General features: G+C 38.9%; 20 protein-coding genes. 8 read left to right on the top strand and 12 right to left on the bottom strand.

Features of this window, described 5'->3' with window-relative positions:
* Positions 1–23 precede the first annotated feature (23 nt).
* Positions 24–1133 carry a radical SAM/CxCxxxxC motif protein YfkAB gene (gene yfkAB / locus DS031_RS18190; protein ID WP_113807485.1) on the bottom strand — a complete coding sequence of 370 codons (1110 nt, stop codon included), beginning with the start codon at positions 1131–1133 and terminating at the stop codon, positions 24–26.
* A 146-nt stretch (positions 1134–1279) separates the two neighbouring features.
* Here yfkAB and DS031_RS18185 point away from each other — a divergent pair, with 146 nt between their 5' ends.
* Entirely contained in the window at positions 1280–1465 is a 186-nt protein-coding gene (locus tag DS031_RS18185) for an SE1561 family protein (protein WP_113807484.1), read from the top strand.
* Between the two features lie 188 nt (positions 1466–1653).
* Here DS031_RS18185 and fumC read toward each other — a convergent pair whose 3' ends face one another.
* Positions 1654–3042: a class II fumarate hydratase gene (gene fumC / locus DS031_RS18180; RefSeq protein ID WP_113807483.1), complete on the bottom strand. Its 1389-nt coding sequence runs from the start codon at positions 3040–3042 to the stop codon at positions 1654–1656.
* A gap of 212 nt (positions 3043–3254) precedes the next feature.
* Here fumC and pdaA point away from each other — a divergent pair, with 212 nt between their 5' ends.
* Positions 3255–4022, top strand: coding sequence for a delta-lactam-biosynthetic de-N-acetylase (pdaA, locus tag DS031_RS18175; RefSeq protein ID WP_425451995.1), 768 nt, complete (start codon positions 3255–3257; stop codon positions 4020–4022).
* A 59-nt stretch (positions 4023–4081) separates the two neighbouring features.
* Here the strand turns inward: pdaA and DS031_RS18170 are convergent, their stop codons facing one another.
* Positions 4082–4606: an NAD(P)H-dependent oxidoreductase gene (locus DS031_RS18170; protein WP_113807481.1), complete on the bottom strand. Its 525-nt coding sequence runs from the start codon at positions 4604–4606 to the stop codon at positions 4082–4084.
* Between the two features lie 202 nt (positions 4607–4808).
* On the opposite strand from DS031_RS18170, the gene rlmD reads away from it, so the two are divergent.
* Both rlmD and DS031_RS18160 read left to right on the top strand, forming a co-directional pair.
* Positions 4809–6206: a 23S rRNA (uracil(1939)-C(5))-methyltransferase RlmD gene (gene rlmD / locus DS031_RS18165; RefSeq protein ID WP_113807480.1), complete on the top strand. Its 1398-nt coding sequence runs from the start codon at positions 4809–4811 to the stop codon at positions 6204–6206.
* 15 nt (positions 6207–6221) lie between these two features.
* Positions 6222–6434, top strand: coding sequence for a hypothetical protein (locus tag DS031_RS18160; protein WP_113807479.1), 213 nt, complete (start codon positions 6222–6224; stop codon positions 6432–6434).
* Positions 6435–6741: 307 nt separating this feature from the next.
* Here DS031_RS18160 and DS031_RS23825 read toward each other — a convergent pair whose 3' ends face one another.
* Together DS031_RS23825 and DS031_RS18155 are read right to left on the bottom strand one after the other, a co-directional pair.
* The gene (locus tag DS031_RS23825) at positions 6742–6903 is read right to left on the bottom strand and encodes a hypothetical protein (RefSeq protein ID WP_181833226.1); all 162 of its coding nucleotides are present in this window, start codon (positions 6901–6903) and stop codon (positions 6742–6744) included.
* A 95-nt stretch (positions 6904–6998) separates the two neighbouring features.
* Positions 6999–7118, bottom strand: a complete 120-nt coding sequence (locus DS031_RS18155) for a YfhE family protein (protein ID WP_113807527.1) — start codon at positions 7116–7118, stop codon at positions 6999–7001.
* 124 nt (positions 7119–7242) lie between these two features.
* Between DS031_RS18155 and DS031_RS18150 the strand changes: the two genes are divergently transcribed.
* Complete coding sequence (locus tag DS031_RS18150; protein ID WP_113807478.1) at positions 7243–7716, top strand: hypothetical protein; 474 nt, start codon at positions 7243–7245, stop codon at positions 7714–7716.
* 170 nt (positions 7717–7886) lie between these two features.
* On the opposite strand, the gene DS031_RS18145 is transcribed toward DS031_RS18150, so the two are convergent.
* The 3 genes from DS031_RS18145 to DS031_RS18135 form a co-directional block, all read right to left on the bottom strand.
* Positions 7887–8450, bottom strand: coding sequence for a GNAT family N-acetyltransferase (locus tag DS031_RS18145; RefSeq protein WP_113807477.1), 564 nt, complete (start codon positions 8448–8450; stop codon positions 7887–7889).
* A gap of 517 nt (positions 8451–8967) precedes the next feature.
* Positions 8968–10092 (bottom strand): amidohydrolase, encoded by a 1125-nt coding sequence (locus DS031_RS18140; protein ID WP_113807476.1) that lies wholly within the window; start codon positions 10090–10092, stop codon positions 8968–8970.
* Positions 10093–10242: 150 nt separating this feature from the next.
* On the bottom strand, positions 10243–11145 hold the full coding sequence (locus DS031_RS18135; RefSeq protein WP_113807475.1) for a TIGR01777 family oxidoreductase: 903 nt from the start codon (positions 11143–11145) through the stop codon (positions 10243–10245).
* Positions 11146–11262: 117 nt separating this feature from the next.
* Here DS031_RS18135 and recX point away from each other — a divergent pair, with 117 nt between their 5' ends.
* Positions 11263–12066, top strand: coding sequence for a recombination regulator RecX (gene recX, locus DS031_RS18130; RefSeq protein WP_113807474.1), 804 nt, complete (start codon positions 11263–11265; stop codon positions 12064–12066).
* Positions 12067–12106: 40 nt separating this feature from the next.
* Here the strand turns inward: recX and DS031_RS18125 are convergent, their stop codons facing one another.
* The gene (locus DS031_RS18125; protein ID WP_181833225.1) at positions 12107–12781 is read right to left on the bottom strand and encodes an SDR family NAD(P)-dependent oxidoreductase; all 675 of its coding nucleotides are present in this window, start codon (positions 12779–12781) and stop codon (positions 12107–12109) included.
* A 122-nt stretch (positions 12782–12903) separates the two neighbouring features.
* Between DS031_RS18125 and DS031_RS18120 the strand changes: the two genes are divergently transcribed.
* Positions 12904–13218, top strand: coding sequence for a YfhH family protein (locus tag DS031_RS18120; RefSeq protein ID WP_245947532.1), 315 nt, complete (start codon positions 12904–12906; stop codon positions 13216–13218).
* Positions 13219–13272: 54 nt separating this feature from the next.
* On the opposite strand, the gene DS031_RS18115 is transcribed toward DS031_RS18120, so the two are convergent.
* Positions 13273–13428: a YpzG family protein gene (locus DS031_RS18115; protein ID WP_425451992.1), complete on the bottom strand. Its 156-nt coding sequence runs from the start codon at positions 13426–13428 to the stop codon at positions 13273–13275.
* A 30-nt stretch (positions 13429–13458) separates the two neighbouring features.
* Complete coding sequence (gene sspK / locus DS031_RS18110) at positions 13459–13611, bottom strand: small, acid-soluble spore protein K (protein WP_113807470.1); 153 nt, start codon at positions 13609–13611, stop codon at positions 13459–13461.
* A gap of 124 nt (positions 13612–13735) precedes the next feature.
* On the opposite strand from sspK, the gene DS031_RS18105 reads away from it, so the two are divergent.
* Positions 13736–13996 carry a YfhJ family protein gene (locus tag DS031_RS18105; RefSeq protein ID WP_113807526.1) on the top strand — a complete coding sequence of 87 codons (261 nt, stop codon included), beginning with the start codon at positions 13736–13738 and terminating at the stop codon, positions 13994–13996.
* Positions 13997–14202: 206 nt separating this feature from the next.
* Here DS031_RS18105 and DS031_RS18100 read toward each other — a convergent pair whose 3' ends face one another.
* Positions 14203–15189 carry a metal-dependent hydrolase gene (locus DS031_RS18100; protein WP_113807469.1) on the bottom strand — a complete coding sequence of 329 codons (987 nt, stop codon included), beginning with the start codon at positions 15187–15189 and terminating at the stop codon, positions 14203–14205.
* Positions 15190–15325 lie beyond the last annotated feature (136 nt).

Raw genomic sequence — 15325 nt, 5'->3', positions numbered from 1 at the left:
GGGTCGAATGTCTTTTTGCGGGGTCAGACCCCTGCCTTTCTTTTTGTAAAATCAACGTCAGGATAATAGGCGTTTTTCACTAAAATATTAGGACCAAGGCACTGAATGCTTGGACAGTGACAGCTTAGTGACTTAGCAAGCGAGGAACGGCTCCATGTGTGATACGCATCCGTCAATTTTGTATCTTTAATATTGCCAAGCGGCGGTGCGTCCCCGAAGTCTGTCACAATAATACTGCCGTCAAAAATATTAACATTTAAGCGCGAACGGCCGTCCGGGTCATTTCGTACCGTTGCATTTTTTTCGTTAGAAAGCCGCTGTAAAAGCGCTAAATCTTCTTCACTGCTGCTGCATCCGTAAAAAGGAAGCGTACCAAAAAGCATCCAAATCTCCTCATTGCGAATATCGAGTAACTGATGAATCGCCGCACGAATTTCCGCGAGTGAAGCAACTTCAAGTGTGCTTGCAAAATCACTAGAATACATCGGGTGAATTTCATGCCGCTGACAGCCCATCTCGATCACTTCATGATGAATATGTTCTAAATAAGGAATTGTCCGCTTATTAATCATTGTCTCTGCTGAAACAAGCACACCTTCACTCGTTAAGGCTTTTGCGTTGTCAAACATCCGCTCAAAATATTTCGCCCGCTGTGAGTAATTTGGTTTTACTTTCATCCGCGCAAAACCGGTTTCTGCAAAGTCTTCAATACTCGTCCAGTTATGGGAAATATGAAGCACATCAAGATAAGGAATAATTTTTTCATAACGCTTTATCGGTAGTGTTAAATTTGAGTTAATTTGTGTTTTCACGCCGCGTTCATGGGCATATTTTAAAATTGGCACTACATAGTTTTCGACAGATTTTAACGAAAGCATCGGCTCACCGCCTGTAATGCTTAATGTTCGCAGATGAGGAATTTCATCAAGGCGCGATAAAATTAAGGAAATCGGCAGTGCTTCCGGGTCTTTTGTTTGCAGTGTATAGCCAACAGCGCAGTGATCGCAGCGCATGTTGCATAATGTTGTTGTTGTAAATTCAATATTTGATAATGTCATTTTGCCGTGCTTTTCTACATCTAAGTAAGCTTCCCACGGGTCGTTGGTAGGGTTCATTGTTATCTGGTGATTCATAAGATCCCGCTCCTTTAAAATAAGCTATCCACATCATATCACATTTAATATTAAAAAATGGTCGAGTTTATGCGGTTTATGAAGGAATTGCATTTTAAATAATTGTTTGATAAAGTGGCTTTGAAGACGAAAGGGGCGAGTGCAAGGTGGGAAATTCAGTTCATGATAAAGAATCGCAATTAAATTATATTCATAACCGTATGGACATGCTTGTAAAAGTGTTGGATACAATTGATGCTGAAAGTGCCGGTGTATCTGAAATTGATCGTATCATTGAAATGCTTGATGATATTGAATTAAAATGCCAGCAGTTTCGTAAGGATTGGGAATAGAAGAAAAAACATCACCTCTCGTTTGAAAGGTGATGTTTTTTAAATTTAAAAAACAGCAGTGTTTGTGTCCAGCTGCAGCACCTACCCCCTCGAGTCAAATACCCTTACGCCATAAAGGCAAACAGCGCCCTTTTGTCGTAAGAACATTTGCTTGTCGGGGGTGAGCAAGGCGCTTCCGCTTTTCTCCCTTACTCTTTCGGTGCAATCATGTTTTCAGGACGAACAATATCATCAAACTGCTCTTCTGTTAGAAGTCCAGAATTTAGAGCCGCTTCTTTTAATGTAAGCCCTTCTTTATGAGCGGTTTTCGCAATGCTTGCCGCATTTTCATAGCCGATATGCGGGTTAAGTGCTGTAACAAGCATGAGTGAGTTGTTTAAATAATGCTCAACTTTTTCATGCTCAGGCTCAATACCAACCGCACATTTATCGTTAAAGGAAACCATTGAATCGGCAAGCAGTACAGCAGACTGCAGGAAGTTATAAATAATAACAGGCTTAAACACGTTAAGCTCAAAATTTCCTTGACTTGCCGCAAAGCCGATTGTTGCGTCATTGCCCATTACTTGTGCGGCAACCATTGTAATTGCTTCACTTTGCGTTGGGTTGACTTTACCAGGCATAATTGAGCTTCCCGGCTCGTTTGCAGGAATCGAAATTTCACCAATGCCGCAGCGAGGACCGCTTGCAAGCCAGCGCACATCATTGGCAATTTTCATTAAATCTGCTGCAAGTGCTTTTAACGCGCCGTGTGCGTATACAACTTCATCGTGACTTGTTAAGGCATGGAATTTATTTGGCGCTGATACAAAGTTTTTACCTGTAAAAGAGCTAATTTCTTCTGCAACCATATCGCCAAACTTTGGATGGGCGTTAATCCCCGTACCAACTGCAGTTCCGCCGATCGCCAGTTCTTTCATATATTCAACACTTTCTTTAATCATCTTTTCACTTTTTTCAAGCATGCGGTGCCAGCCGCTAATTTCTTGGCCTAATGTGAGCGGAGTTGCATCCTGCAGGTGGGTACGGCCGATTTTAATAATATCTTGAAATGCTTCTGATTTTTCAGCGAGTGTTGCTTTAAGTTTCTCAAGTGCCGGTAATACTTGATCTTCTACCGCAACAACACCGGCAACGTGAAGAGCTGTTGGGAAGGTGTCGTTTGAGCTTTGTGACATGTTTACATCATCATTAGGGTGAATGCGCTCTTCACTGCCCGCTTCTTCAAGAAACTGATTGCCGCGGTTTGCAATAACTTCATTTGTGTTCATGTTTGATTGTGTGCCGCTTCCTGTTTGCCATACAACCAGAGGGAAGTGATCGGTTAATTTCCCTTCAATCACTTCATCAGCCGCTCGAACGATTGCGTCCGCTTTTGCTTCAGAAAGTTTGCCAAGCTTTTTGTTGCTGATTGCCGCGCTTTTCTTTAAAATTGAAAACGCTTTAATTACTTCGAGCGGCATTTTCTCTGTACCGATTTTAAAGTTCTCGCTGCTGCGCTGTGTTTGTGCTGCCCACAGTTTATCTGCAGGTACTTTCATTTCACCAAGCGTATCTTTTTCAATTCTATATTCCATCGTAAAGCCTCCTAATCAATATGTAATCAATTTTCAGTTACAAACTTCGCTATTGATTGCGAAATTCCTGTTTAAAATTTAAAAATTTTGTCGATTTCTTTTTTGGAAAACGATTCCTCTTATATCTTTAGCTTTTACATTTAAAACTAAAGATATAAGAGTGGAGAGAAAGGAAGTTGAAAATGAAAACAGTGATAAAAGCAATTGTTCTTATGTTAATCGGGCAATTAATGGTTACTAATGCTTGTTTGGCGACAAACTACAGCAATGAAAAATATGACTGGTATTTTAAGCGCAGTAAAGGCAATGAGCCTGCGACAACAGAGCCGGAGTATCAAAAGCTTCTTGATGAAAACGGTGGGATTTTTATCGGAAACACAAATGAAAAAGTACTCTATTTAACATTTGATAATGGCTATGAGAATGGCTATACAGAACCGATTTTAGACATATTGAAAGAAAAAAAAGTCCCGGCTGCTTTTTTTGTAACAGGTCATTATTTAGATGATCAGCCAAAACTAATTAAACGAATGGTTGAAGAAGGTCATATTGTTGGCAATCATTCCTGGAGTCACCCTGATCTTACGAATGTGGGGGATGAAAAGTTAAAAGCAGAGCTTGATAAAGTGAAGCAGAAATTCACGGAAATGACCGGTGTGAAAGAAATGAATTATTTGCGTCCGCCAAGAGGGGTATTCAGTGAGCGTACGCTAGCGCTGTCGAATCAATTGGGCTATACAAACGTTTTTTGGTCGCTTGCTTATAAAGACTGGGAAACAAATAAACAAAAAGGCTGGAAGTACGCGTATGATAACATTTTAAAGCAAGTTCATCCAGGCTCAATTTTGCTTCTTCATACGGTATCAAAAGATAATGCGGAAGCACTCGAAAAAGTTATTGATGAACTAAGAAAGCAGGGCTATACATTCAAAAGCCTTAATGATTTAATGTTGGAAAACAATATGCCGGATTTATATTAATATGGTGTCCGCCCCGCATGGACAAATGCGAGTAAATGTCTTTTTGCGGGGTCAGACCCCTATACGGTTTTGGCGGTTTCAGCGACTCGTCTTCCGTGTAAATAGGCTAAATCACATTCCGCGTTTGATAAGTTCCGCGTACTTTCTTCATTGACCACTACAGCAGCTCCATACGAAAAGCCGGCTTCTTCCCACTTTTCATCCATTGGTGCGGCATTTGGAACAATGGTCATGCCTTGGTGAATCATAAAATTTTGCAGCGATTGAAATAAATGCTTTAAATCATTTAAATTTGACGTTGAAACAGCAAAAACACCGCCTACTTTTCCTCGTAAAGGATAGGAACCATCTTGAAATTCGGAAAGAAAATCTGCCATTTTTCCACTTGGACGACTGCCATCACAACAGGTACCGAGAAGAACACCATCCGCTTCCTTTAGTTCCTCAATTGTTACTTCATCAACAGGTTTATAAACAACAGTTACATCGTCAACAGAATTTGCTCCTTCAGCAATGTATTCAGATATTGCTTTCGTATAAGCGCTATCATCTTCGTACAATACATAAATTGTCTTAATAGACATGATAACCTCTCCTTAAAACGGTTTGTTAAACATGTTCCCGTATTTTCTGCTGTTAAAACGATTAAAAAGTCCTAACTTTGTATGGAAAAGGGAAAGAAATGATATAATGAAGACTGCTTGAAAATACAGCATTCAAAAAATGTTGATACAGATACATGTACGTCACGTCATCAGGAAAATAAAACAGTACGGAGATGAAAGAATGAAAGCAAGACAAAAGAAACAAGATCATGATATACAGCTAAAACAAGGGCAAACGATCCCAGTTACAATTAAACGTCTAGGAATTAACGGGGAAGGGGTCGGCTATTATAAGCGAAAAGTTATTTTTGTAAAAGGTGCGCTTCCAGGCGAAGAAGTGATTGCTGAAATTACAAAACCATCTGCAAATCATGCCGAAGCAAATTTAAAGAAGATCCAAAAAAAATCACAAGACCGCGTCAACCCGCCTTGCTCGATTTATGAGCAGTGCGGCGGCTGCCAGCTTCAGCATTTAAGCTATGAAAAACAGTTAGAAGAAAAGAAAGATATTGTTCGTCAAGCATTTGAACGTCATACGAATTTAAATCCAAACCAATTACCGCTCAAAAATACGATTGGCATGAACGAGCCGTGGAACTATCGCAATAAAAGTCAGCTTCAAGCAGGAAAGCAAGACGATAAAGTGATTGTCGGCTTATACGGAGAAGGCTCTCATAAACTGATTGATTTATCTGACTGCATGGTCCAGCATCCTGCAACAAATAACGTAACAGACGTTGTGAAAGGAATTTTAGAGGATTTAAACATCCCGATTTATAATGAACGAAAACGAACGGGCGTCATTCGAACGGTCGTGACGAGAGTTGGTTTTAAAACAGGAGAAATTCAGCTTGTTTTAGTAACGGCTCAAAAGGAAATACCAAAAAAGGAACTGCTTTTAGAAGAAATTAAAAACCGTCTTCCTGAAGTAACGTCTGTGATTCAAAATATTAATGATAAAAAAACGTCGCTTATTTTTGGAGATGAATCGGTTCACTTACATGGAAAAGAAAAAATTAGCGAGAAGCTTGGTCCAATTTCCTTTGAGCTGTCAGACCGGGCATTTTTTCAGCTTAACCCTGCCCAAACCGTTAAATTATACAATGCCGCGAAAAGAGCAGCAAAGCTTACAGGTGAAGAAAAAATTGTTGACGCTTATTGTGGTGTAGGAACCATTGGACTATGGTTAGCTGAAAACGCTAAGGAAATTCGCGGCATGGATGTGATTCCAGCAGCGATTGAAGATGCCAATCGCAATGCCGAAAGTCATAATGTAAAAAATTATAAATATGTTGTTGGTAAAGCAGAAGAATGGCTGCCAAAGTGGGTAAAAGAAGGCTGGAAACCAGATGTGATTGTCGTTGATCCACCGCGAACAGGCTGTGATGACATGTTTTTAAAAACAGTAAAAAAAGTAAAGTCAAAGCGCTTTGTTTATGTTTCCTGTAATCCGTCTACACTTGCTAAAGATGTACAGCAGTTATTAAAAGCAGGCTATAAACTTGAATCACTGCAGCCTGTTGATATGTTTCCACATACGGCGCATGTTGAAGTGGTTGCGTCATTATCCTTGAAGTAAAAGGAGATATGTTAAATGGAAGTTGGACAAAAAGTAACATCACTTAGACCAATTACGTTTCACCCTTTAGACAAAGGAGATCTTTGCATCATTGAAAAAGATGATGTTGGAACGATTGTGAAAATTGGCAGTAAACCGGAAACTGGGCCAATTGAAATGAAGTTTAAAGGTGAAATTATTGTGATTACAAAGCAGGGCTTTCATAATTTTTTTAAATTAGCAGAATGAATGTTCATAGCTGTTTTGGCGTGCGGCATGTTTTTTACGCACGCTTTTACATTTGTTCATAAACATCCTTATCCACATAACAAACATAGAAAAATGGAGTTATTAACAGACTTATGCACATTATCCACAGGTTTTATATTAGTTATCCACAAAAAAGAAGGATTTATGATTATTCCCAGTATTAAGCCAATGTAAACGATTTATTAAAAATGTTAATATTTTGTTAAGGTGAATTATCCACAATAACCGTTTGAAAAAAAGTAAAGAGGTTGACTGTCATGAGTCAACCTCTTTACTTTTTTAAGTATTATTGCTGATTTTTTTGACGACGCTGTTGTGCACCATTGTTCTTAGCCGCACGCTCGTTTGGCTCAAACTCGCTTGCAAATTCTGCTTCAAAAGCATTGTTTGCCTGATTTTGTTGGTTGTTTGCTTGGTTTGCTTCTTGGTTACGGTTACGTTTTGCCATTGGTTGTTCTCCTCCTTGGATGTTAGGAAATATGAGAGGTGACTTGCTCTCATGGAGTATTGTGTGATGAAATGAGGAAAAACATACGTCCAAATTTAACTTCTTTTTTGATTGAACATGCGATCGGCTACCTTAAATTCATGTCCATACATTACTTCTTGTGTTTTTGTTAAGGTTTTGCGGCTGTCTGTTGCACGTTTTTTCTTGTTATCCATTTTTCCATCCTCACTTTCTGTTGGCGTTGGTAACATCTTTCCCAATCGAGAAAATAAACATACAAAAGAAGAAGAGCAGGATAAACGATTGAGAAGGGGAAAGCTAAGTAGGAAGGAGATCATCATGAAGAAGGGACTATTCATTATTTTAATAATCAGCAGTTTAATCGGTTGTTCCGTAGATGAAAAAGAGTCAACAAATAAAACTTATCAAGTTGGTGTATTAGGCGATTCGAAAATGCTCTTTAAAAAATCTCCCGTAGAAATAACAGAAGTATCTCTTGAAAAGCTAAAAAGTGAAGCATACAATTTTGACGCATTAGTTATCATGAAAGAGACATTTGCTGATTCGTTATCAGGAGAAAATGCACCATTGTATAAGGAGTTAAGTTTTCCTGTGTTTTTTATCGGGCTGCAAAAACCACTACATGTATTTATTCCGCATGAGGGAAATGTGAAAGAGGAATATCCGGAAAATAATAATTTAACGGCGCAATATATTGTAAAGGAAAATGGAGAAATCATTTTTGGAGAACTGCACGGTAAAGAGGAAGCATTGGATGAAGCAATTATATCTACCATTAAAAGGTATCAATAAATACAAAAAAACCGAGCCAGAAAATTCAGCTCGGTTTGCGTTTATTATTGTTCAGCTGCAGCGCCTACCCTCTCGAGTCAAATAACCTTCCGCCGTAAAGGTAAAAAACACCTTTTCGTCGAAAGAACATTTGCTTTTCGAGGGTGAGCAAGGCGCTTCCGCTTTTCTTATTACGCTTCTTTCAAATGCTCTTCGCCGACTTGTTCGATGTTGTTTTGACGAAGCATATGAAGTGTATAATGGTCTTTTTCAATTTGATATAAATCATAAACAGGATTGTTTGCGTTAATTGCGTTGAAAATTTCAGGGCGCAGTTCATTCGCAAGTGTGACGTATGGGAGCTTTTCTGCGGCTTTTTTGGAGCGAACATTTTCTCTGCGAATTTTCATGAAAATCGTTTCAATGTTTTTCTCATAAAAAAGCTCAGCAAAAAAAGCATCCTTTGCTAGTTGATTGTAGCCCTTCCCAAAGTAAGGTTTACCAAGCCATGTTCCAAGAAAACCATAGCCGTTTTCAACATCAAATAAATTAATTGTACCAATTGGGCTGCCCCATTCGTCCACAATTGTTCGTGAAATAAGCTCTCCACGTTCTTCTGCTTCAATCGTTTGTTTTGTAACAAAAAGAAACTCATCATAGGAATGTGCTTTGTGACGAACAAAAGGGAAGACAGCTGGATCCACCATCAAATCGTAAAGTACATGACATTCCGACAGTTCGCGCTGTTTAATCATGCTTTCCCCTCCTCGCCGAGGGTAGAAAAGCATGAAAATCCCACCCTCGAATAATAGTATGTTGATTTATTATTCGGGGTGGGAATCGAACCCACTAGAACCAGTGTACTTACTGGTGGCGCACCAATTGCCTTCCCTAGAACTGATTAAGTTTTTTAGTGTTAAGCTTGAGCTTCAATCGCCTTCCGCTTTTCATTGTCCAGTTGAAGGCACCATCGGCTCGAGGTCATAAGCCAATCCGTCCAGAAGGCAAAGATCTGTCCTTCTAGCCGTTTTGTCTTATGCTTGTCGCCGATAATCAGGTGCCTTCCGCTTTTCTGACCATTGATATCTTACTATGAAACATTTAAAAAGGGAACTAGTTTTATTATTTTCAGAAAAGTAAATTTTAGACAGATTTCGCATTATCTGAAAAGTAATATTTTTTCATAAGCAATCGGAAAGGGTAACGGGTTGCTATTTAATTAAGAAAGACAGTATCGGAAAATTTATGGTGCTAACGATACGCCTTCCGTTTTTATTTTTTGTATATAATTTCTCCATTAATAATTGTCATAATCGGTTTTGCTAAAAAGTGAAATGGATGATGGGACCATAATACAAGGTCGGCATCTTTTCCTACTTCTAGACTGCCAACGCGATCATCAACACCTAAACTGCGGGCTGGGTTAATCGTAATCGCAGCAAGTGCTGTATCTTCATCCAATCCTTCGCGTACAGCGAGAGCGGCACATAAATTTAAATATTGAATCGGTGTATACGGGTGATCGGTTGTAATCGAAATCTCGACACCATGGTTTGCTAGAAGGTGATACGTATCCCATGATTTATTTTTTAACTCAACTTTAGATTTACGGGTAAACGTTGGCCCAATCGTCACTTTTAAATTTTTCTTTTTGCTTAATTCATCAGCAATTAGGTGACCTTCTGTACAATGTTCAATTCTTAAATCTAAATTGAATTCATCTGCAAAGCGAATCCCTGTTAAAATATCATCAGCACGATGGGCATGAATGCGGACCGGAATTTCACGATTTAGTGCTCTTTGGATTGGCAGCACCCGGATATCATGTTCTGCTTCGCATTCTTGTGCTTTATAAAATGCTTCGCGAAGTAATCCCATAATCCCCATGCGAGTAATGGAATCATTGTTTGAATGGCTGTGCACACGTTTTGGATTTTCACCAAGCGCACATTTTAAACCAGCCATTTCTCGGATCAGCATGTTGTTCACATTTTTCCCAGTTGTTTTAATTACGCTTGTTGTTCCACCGATAATATTCGCACTTCCCGGCATAACCTGCACAGCGGTTACGCCGTGACGAACGGCATCTTTAAAGGCTGTATCAAGCGGATAAACACCATCGAGAGCGCGAACATGAGGAGTTAATGATTCAATTGTTTCATTTGCATCATTTCCTGCCCAACCTGTTCCTTCATCATAAAGCCCTAAATGAGTATGGGCATCAATGAACCCAGGAAGCAAATAAGCACCTTCTCCATCAATAACTGTCATATTAGATTTTACGGGAATATTTTCTTTAATATTCTTTATTTTTCCATCTTTAATCAATAAATCAGCTTTATCCATAACAGGTGATGTAATAGGATAAAGCCTTGTGTTTTTAATTAATATGTTCATTTTTTCCTCAACTTTTTTTCTTATTTATTCATGCTGTTATTTTTATTATATTAAATTTTTTTCGAAATGGATACAGAGAAAAACAGTTCTTATTTCCTATTTATATCACTCTAATTTTTTTGTGGACAACATATGAATTTTGACTCCTATTTAGGATAATAAACTTTCTAGTGCTGGTTGGAGCTTGTTAAATTTAAATGTATAGTGATGTTGAAGCGCTTTTTCAGGAAGAACGCATTGTCCATCTAAAATAAGGGTGCTCATCTCGCCAAGCGCAATTTTTAAGGCAAGTTCTGGTGCCCGGAGCCAGTGCGGGCGGTGAAGAGCAGAGGCTAAATCTTTGCCAAACTCATTCATTTTTTTCGGATGTGGTGCTGTTACATTAAGCGGTCCCTCTATATCAGGGTTCTCAATCGCAAAAGAAATCATACGAACAACATCATCAATATGAACCCATGAAAACCACTGCTGTCCTGAGCCTAATTTTCCGCCGATAAATAGTTTGTAAGGAAGCATCATATTCGGCAGCGCTCCTTCCTCGTCATCAAGAATAATCCCAAACCGGGTCAGCACGGTGCGAACACCGAAGTTTTCTGCTTTCCATGCTTCTTCTTCCCAATTCTTTACAACTTGTGCTAAAAAATCGTGTCCATGCTGCTTCGTTTTTTCTGTAAATGTTTTTGTTTCAGAAATGCCGTAATAGCCAACAGCAGAGGCGTTAATAAGTGTGCTTGGCTTCTTTTTAAGTGCTGCGATGATTCGAAGTACCTCTCTTGTAGCGGTTATGCGGCTTTCTAAAATTTTCTTTTTTGTTTGATTTGTCCAGCGGTTATTAATTGATTCACCAGCTAAATTAATGATGACATCAATGCCTTCAAGCGCTTTTTCAGGGGTGCTGTTTTCAGTTAACCATTCTACATAAGTGACGTGTTCCTCGTTTGGCTTAGTTGATGGATTTCTCGTTAAAATAAAAATTTCATCTCCTTTTTGTTGGAAAAAGTTTGTTAATTTCCTGCCGACAAATCCTGTTCCGCCCGTAATCGCAATTTTCATCCTATCCATCTCCTTTTTACGTACTTTCTAGTTATGAGTATAACTGATTATAAATCCAATCTCTTAAAGTGAATGTGTTTCCTTTCTCATGCTAAAATGAAAGAAGAGGTGAACAATATGGTCGTGATTTCAAAAATTACTACACAAAAAAATAATGAAGAACGCTTTAATATCTTTATTACCCGCGGAGGGAAAGAAGAATTCGCATTTGGCGTCGATCAAGATGTTTTAATTAAATTTGGGCTTCGAAAAGGGCTTGAAATAGACGAACAAGAAATTCATGAAGTGTTATTCGAAGATGAGATAAAAAAGGCTGTTAATTTAGCGGTCCAGTTTTTATCGTACCGGATGCGTTCGGAAAAAGAAGTGCGGGATTATTTACAGAAAAAAGAAATTTCAGAAGAAGCTGTGCCTCAAGTTATCGAAAAGCTGCTTTATTACAACTATCTTGATGATCTAGAATTTGCAAAAGCATTTGTAAGAACGCGAAAACGAACAACAGTAAAAGGACCCTATCTCATCCGGCAGGAGCTGATTGAAAAGGGAATTAGCGAAGACAATCTTGTAAAAGCGCTAAAGGAATATTCCTTTGAAGAACAAGTTGATAATGCATTTCAGTTTGCTGAGAAAAAACAAAAGCAAGCTTCGAAAACGTCAGCTTCAGCCTTTAAACAAAAAATGAACGGTACACTAAGAGGAAAAGGCTTTTCAGGAGAGGTTATTGAGATTGTTTTAAATGAGCTTCCCGAGCAGGATGAAAATGAAGAATGGGAAGCTCTAAAAAAGCAGGGAATAAAAGCCCATAACCGCTATAAAAAATATACCGGCTTTGAATATGAACGAAGAATGAAGCAGTATTTATACGGAAAGGGCTTTCCATTTCCACTTATTGAACGGTTTTTAAACGAAGAGGAGGAATAAATACTTATGCTTGTCGCCGATAATCAGGCGTTTTCGCATTTCATTTATCCACAAAGATTTCAGGGCGGCCGTCGTCTTCGGATAGAATTTTTTCAGCGACTGTTTCTGGGGTTTTAAAGCGGCTTTTGTCTTTTACATGATCACTGTTTTCCCAAAACGGTGTATCCATGCCACCCATATAAACAGCTGTTACATCAATTGGTGTATGCTCTAATTCTTTTTGTAAGCTTTCGCTGAATCCTCTTACCGCAAATTTACTCGCGACATAGACAGATTCATTTACTTTTCCGCGCAGTCCTGCGGTTGAAATAATATTTAAAATGCGTCCGCTTTGCTGTTTTTTAAATAAAGGAAGAAGGGCGCGCGTTAAAAGGATTGTTCCTTTGACGTTTGTATCAAGTATCGTGTTAATGTCAGCTTCAGAGAGGCTTTCAAGCTCACCGAAATAACCAACGCCCGCATTGTTAATGAGGCGATCAATAGTAATGTTTTTTTCTTGTAGTGCATTTAACATTGCCGCAATCGAATGGGAGTTTGTAATATCGCAAACTACAGCAGCGGCATGACCGCCAAGCTGTTCGATTTCCTGCTCCACAGTCTTTAATGGGTGTTCATTTCGTCCGCTTAACAGTATTGAAAATCCTTTTTTACTATAAGTAAGGGCCAGTGCTTTTCCTAAGCCTGTACCTGCACCTGTAATTAAAATCGTTTCCATTCTAATCATCACCTTTATCTCTTTTTGCACAATCTAGTGTAACGCTTTCAGTGAGTTATTGGCAAATAAAATCAATATCCCCTATACTGGAAGAAAGATAAGAAAAAATGGGGGAGAGAAGAGTGGAACGACGATATAGTGAGCATACGCCTGAAGAATTGCGAGCAGAAATTGCTTCATTAACAGAAAAAGCAAGAAAAGCAGAACAAATGGGCATTGTAAATGAAGCCGCTGTGTTAGAGCGGAAAATTACGCTTGCGAAAGCTTATTTATTAAATCCTGATGATTTTAAGTCTGAGGAAACATATGAGCTTGAAGGAGATCCGGGATCATTTTTTACAATTTCTTACTTGAACGGCCGCTTTGCGTGGGGATACCGTAATCAAAATGAAAAACTAGAAGCATTTCCAATTTCGATGCTTATTAACAAAAAATAAAAATAAGGAGAAGCGTCGAGCTTCTCCTTATTGTGCTGGGATAGTAGGTTGTAGTTAGGAGCGTTTTCGCGTTTGAACTTCAAGAATCTGTGTGTTTAGGGCGCGTTGTGTTTCACCGTTTACTTGTTTATGAGCATGCTTCGAGTTTGCACGCGGTGATTGGAAAGGGTCACGATAATGGTTAAGACTTCCAGCGTTATTTCTGCTCAAAATTTTTCCCCCTCAGTAAACAATAATTTGTTAATGCTGACGATTTTTATTTGAGCGGTTCATTCGTTCTTGTGGATGATCTTGAATTGTACCATTCGCACGCTTTGAAGCAAATTCTTCTTTTGCTCTTGGCTCTCCAGAAAATGAGAAGTGTTCAGGAAATCCTTTTGCTTTGTTTCTCATTTCTTTTTCCCCCTTCTTTTTAACCGGTGCCTTTTTAGTATGAAACACACATAATGAATTATAAGATGTAAATATTTCTTGAATTGTATTTTAAATTTTAAAAGGAGAGGTTATCGTGAATCAAATGGAGCTGTTTGATGAACTGGCAAAACGTCTTATGAAGAAAAATGACCAATTGACATATGATAAAGCGAGAACATGGATTGAAGTGCTGTGGGAAGATTTTGAAACAACACGCGCAAAAGCAGGTCATGATTATAAAGGACAAAAAATGACCGAGCGCATTGTGAAACAGTGGATTGATAATTATGGTCCGCGTCTTCATGAATTTGTAACGAATAACCCAAAATACGCTCACCTAATTCATAACGATACGATTCACTAAAAAAGATTGACTCGACCGAGTCAATCTTTTTTAGTGAATAGGGTGTTTGTGCTTGTCGGGGGTAAGCAGGCGTCTACCGCTTTTCTAGTGTCCAGCTGCAGCGCCTACCTCCTCGAGTCAAATAACCTTCCGTCGTAAAGGTAAAAAGCACCTTTTCGTCGAAAGAACATTTGCTTGTCGGAGGTGAACAAGGCGCTACCGCTTTTCTAAGTCAAATCATTTATGGGGGTTAACTTTTTTTGTAGTGTTTCCTCACTGTAGACCCAGCCTGTATAAGAGCTTGTAATTTCGAGCTGCTTTTCAAGCTTCACGACGGCAATGAATGGATAATGTCCTTTGCTTCGATAGCGTAAATCAATAAAGCGTACTTCATAGCCGTCTTCTTGTTTTTCAACCTCCCAGCGGTAAACAGGCGAAAAAGATAAAAACGCAGCTAAGTTTACATCTTCTTTTGCTGCTTCAATAACTGGTGTGTTCGGGACCGGAACAAAATCATATTCGTCTAAAATATGAATATCAAAATGTCTCGCATGGGCAACGAAAAATTTTGTTGGTGTTTTAATAGCAATATGCCATCTGTGCCAGCGAATCGTTGGCGACACAATAATCTCGACAGCTTCTGGTACTTTTCTTCGCACTCCTTTTACAACGAGGTGGTGGGTATAAGCACGCCATAAATAATAAAAAATTAAAATCCCGTAAATGCCTAGAAACGTATAGCCAGGATGTGTGCCGAAATGCCATAAGACAAGTCCGATAATATGTGCGGCAAAAATAAATGGATCAAAAATGTTAATAATCCCGAGTGCCACCCACCTTTGGCTGATTGGACGAACTGCCTGCGTACCGTACGCATTAAAAATATCAACAAACACATGTAAAAAGACAGCTAAAAATGTCCAGAGCCAAACGTGAAGAAGGTTTGCTTCAGGAAGGAAAAATGAAATTCCGCCAGCAATAAGAAGCGGCCATAAAATTACAGCTGGAATCGAATGGGTAATTCCGCGATGATTCCGAATATAAACCGCATTGTTGCGAAGCTTTAACACTGTATCAAAATCAGGAGCATTTGAGCCGATAAGCGTACCGGCGAGCACAGCCTGAGCTGTTAATGGATCTTGTGCAACCGCAGGATCTAACGTTGCAAGACCACCGATGCCTAACCCCATCACAATATGTGTGCCAGTATCCATTAAAAAAATCTCCCCTTTGTTTTATACTATTTTTTATTCTGTCCTAAAAATCATGAAAACCTCAAAAGGGAATTTAAATTAAAAACAGGTCGAGGTTTTTGAACGGCAGCTAAAAAGTAGAAAATGTATTATAAGG

The organism is Bacillus taeanensis (genome assembly GCF_003318295.1).
Lineage (GTDB): Bacteria > Bacillota > Bacilli > Bacillales > UBA6769 > Maribacillus > Maribacillus taeanensis.
Note: the sequence above shows the minus strand (reverse complement) of the source record. Positions and strands in the feature narration are given on the sequence as shown.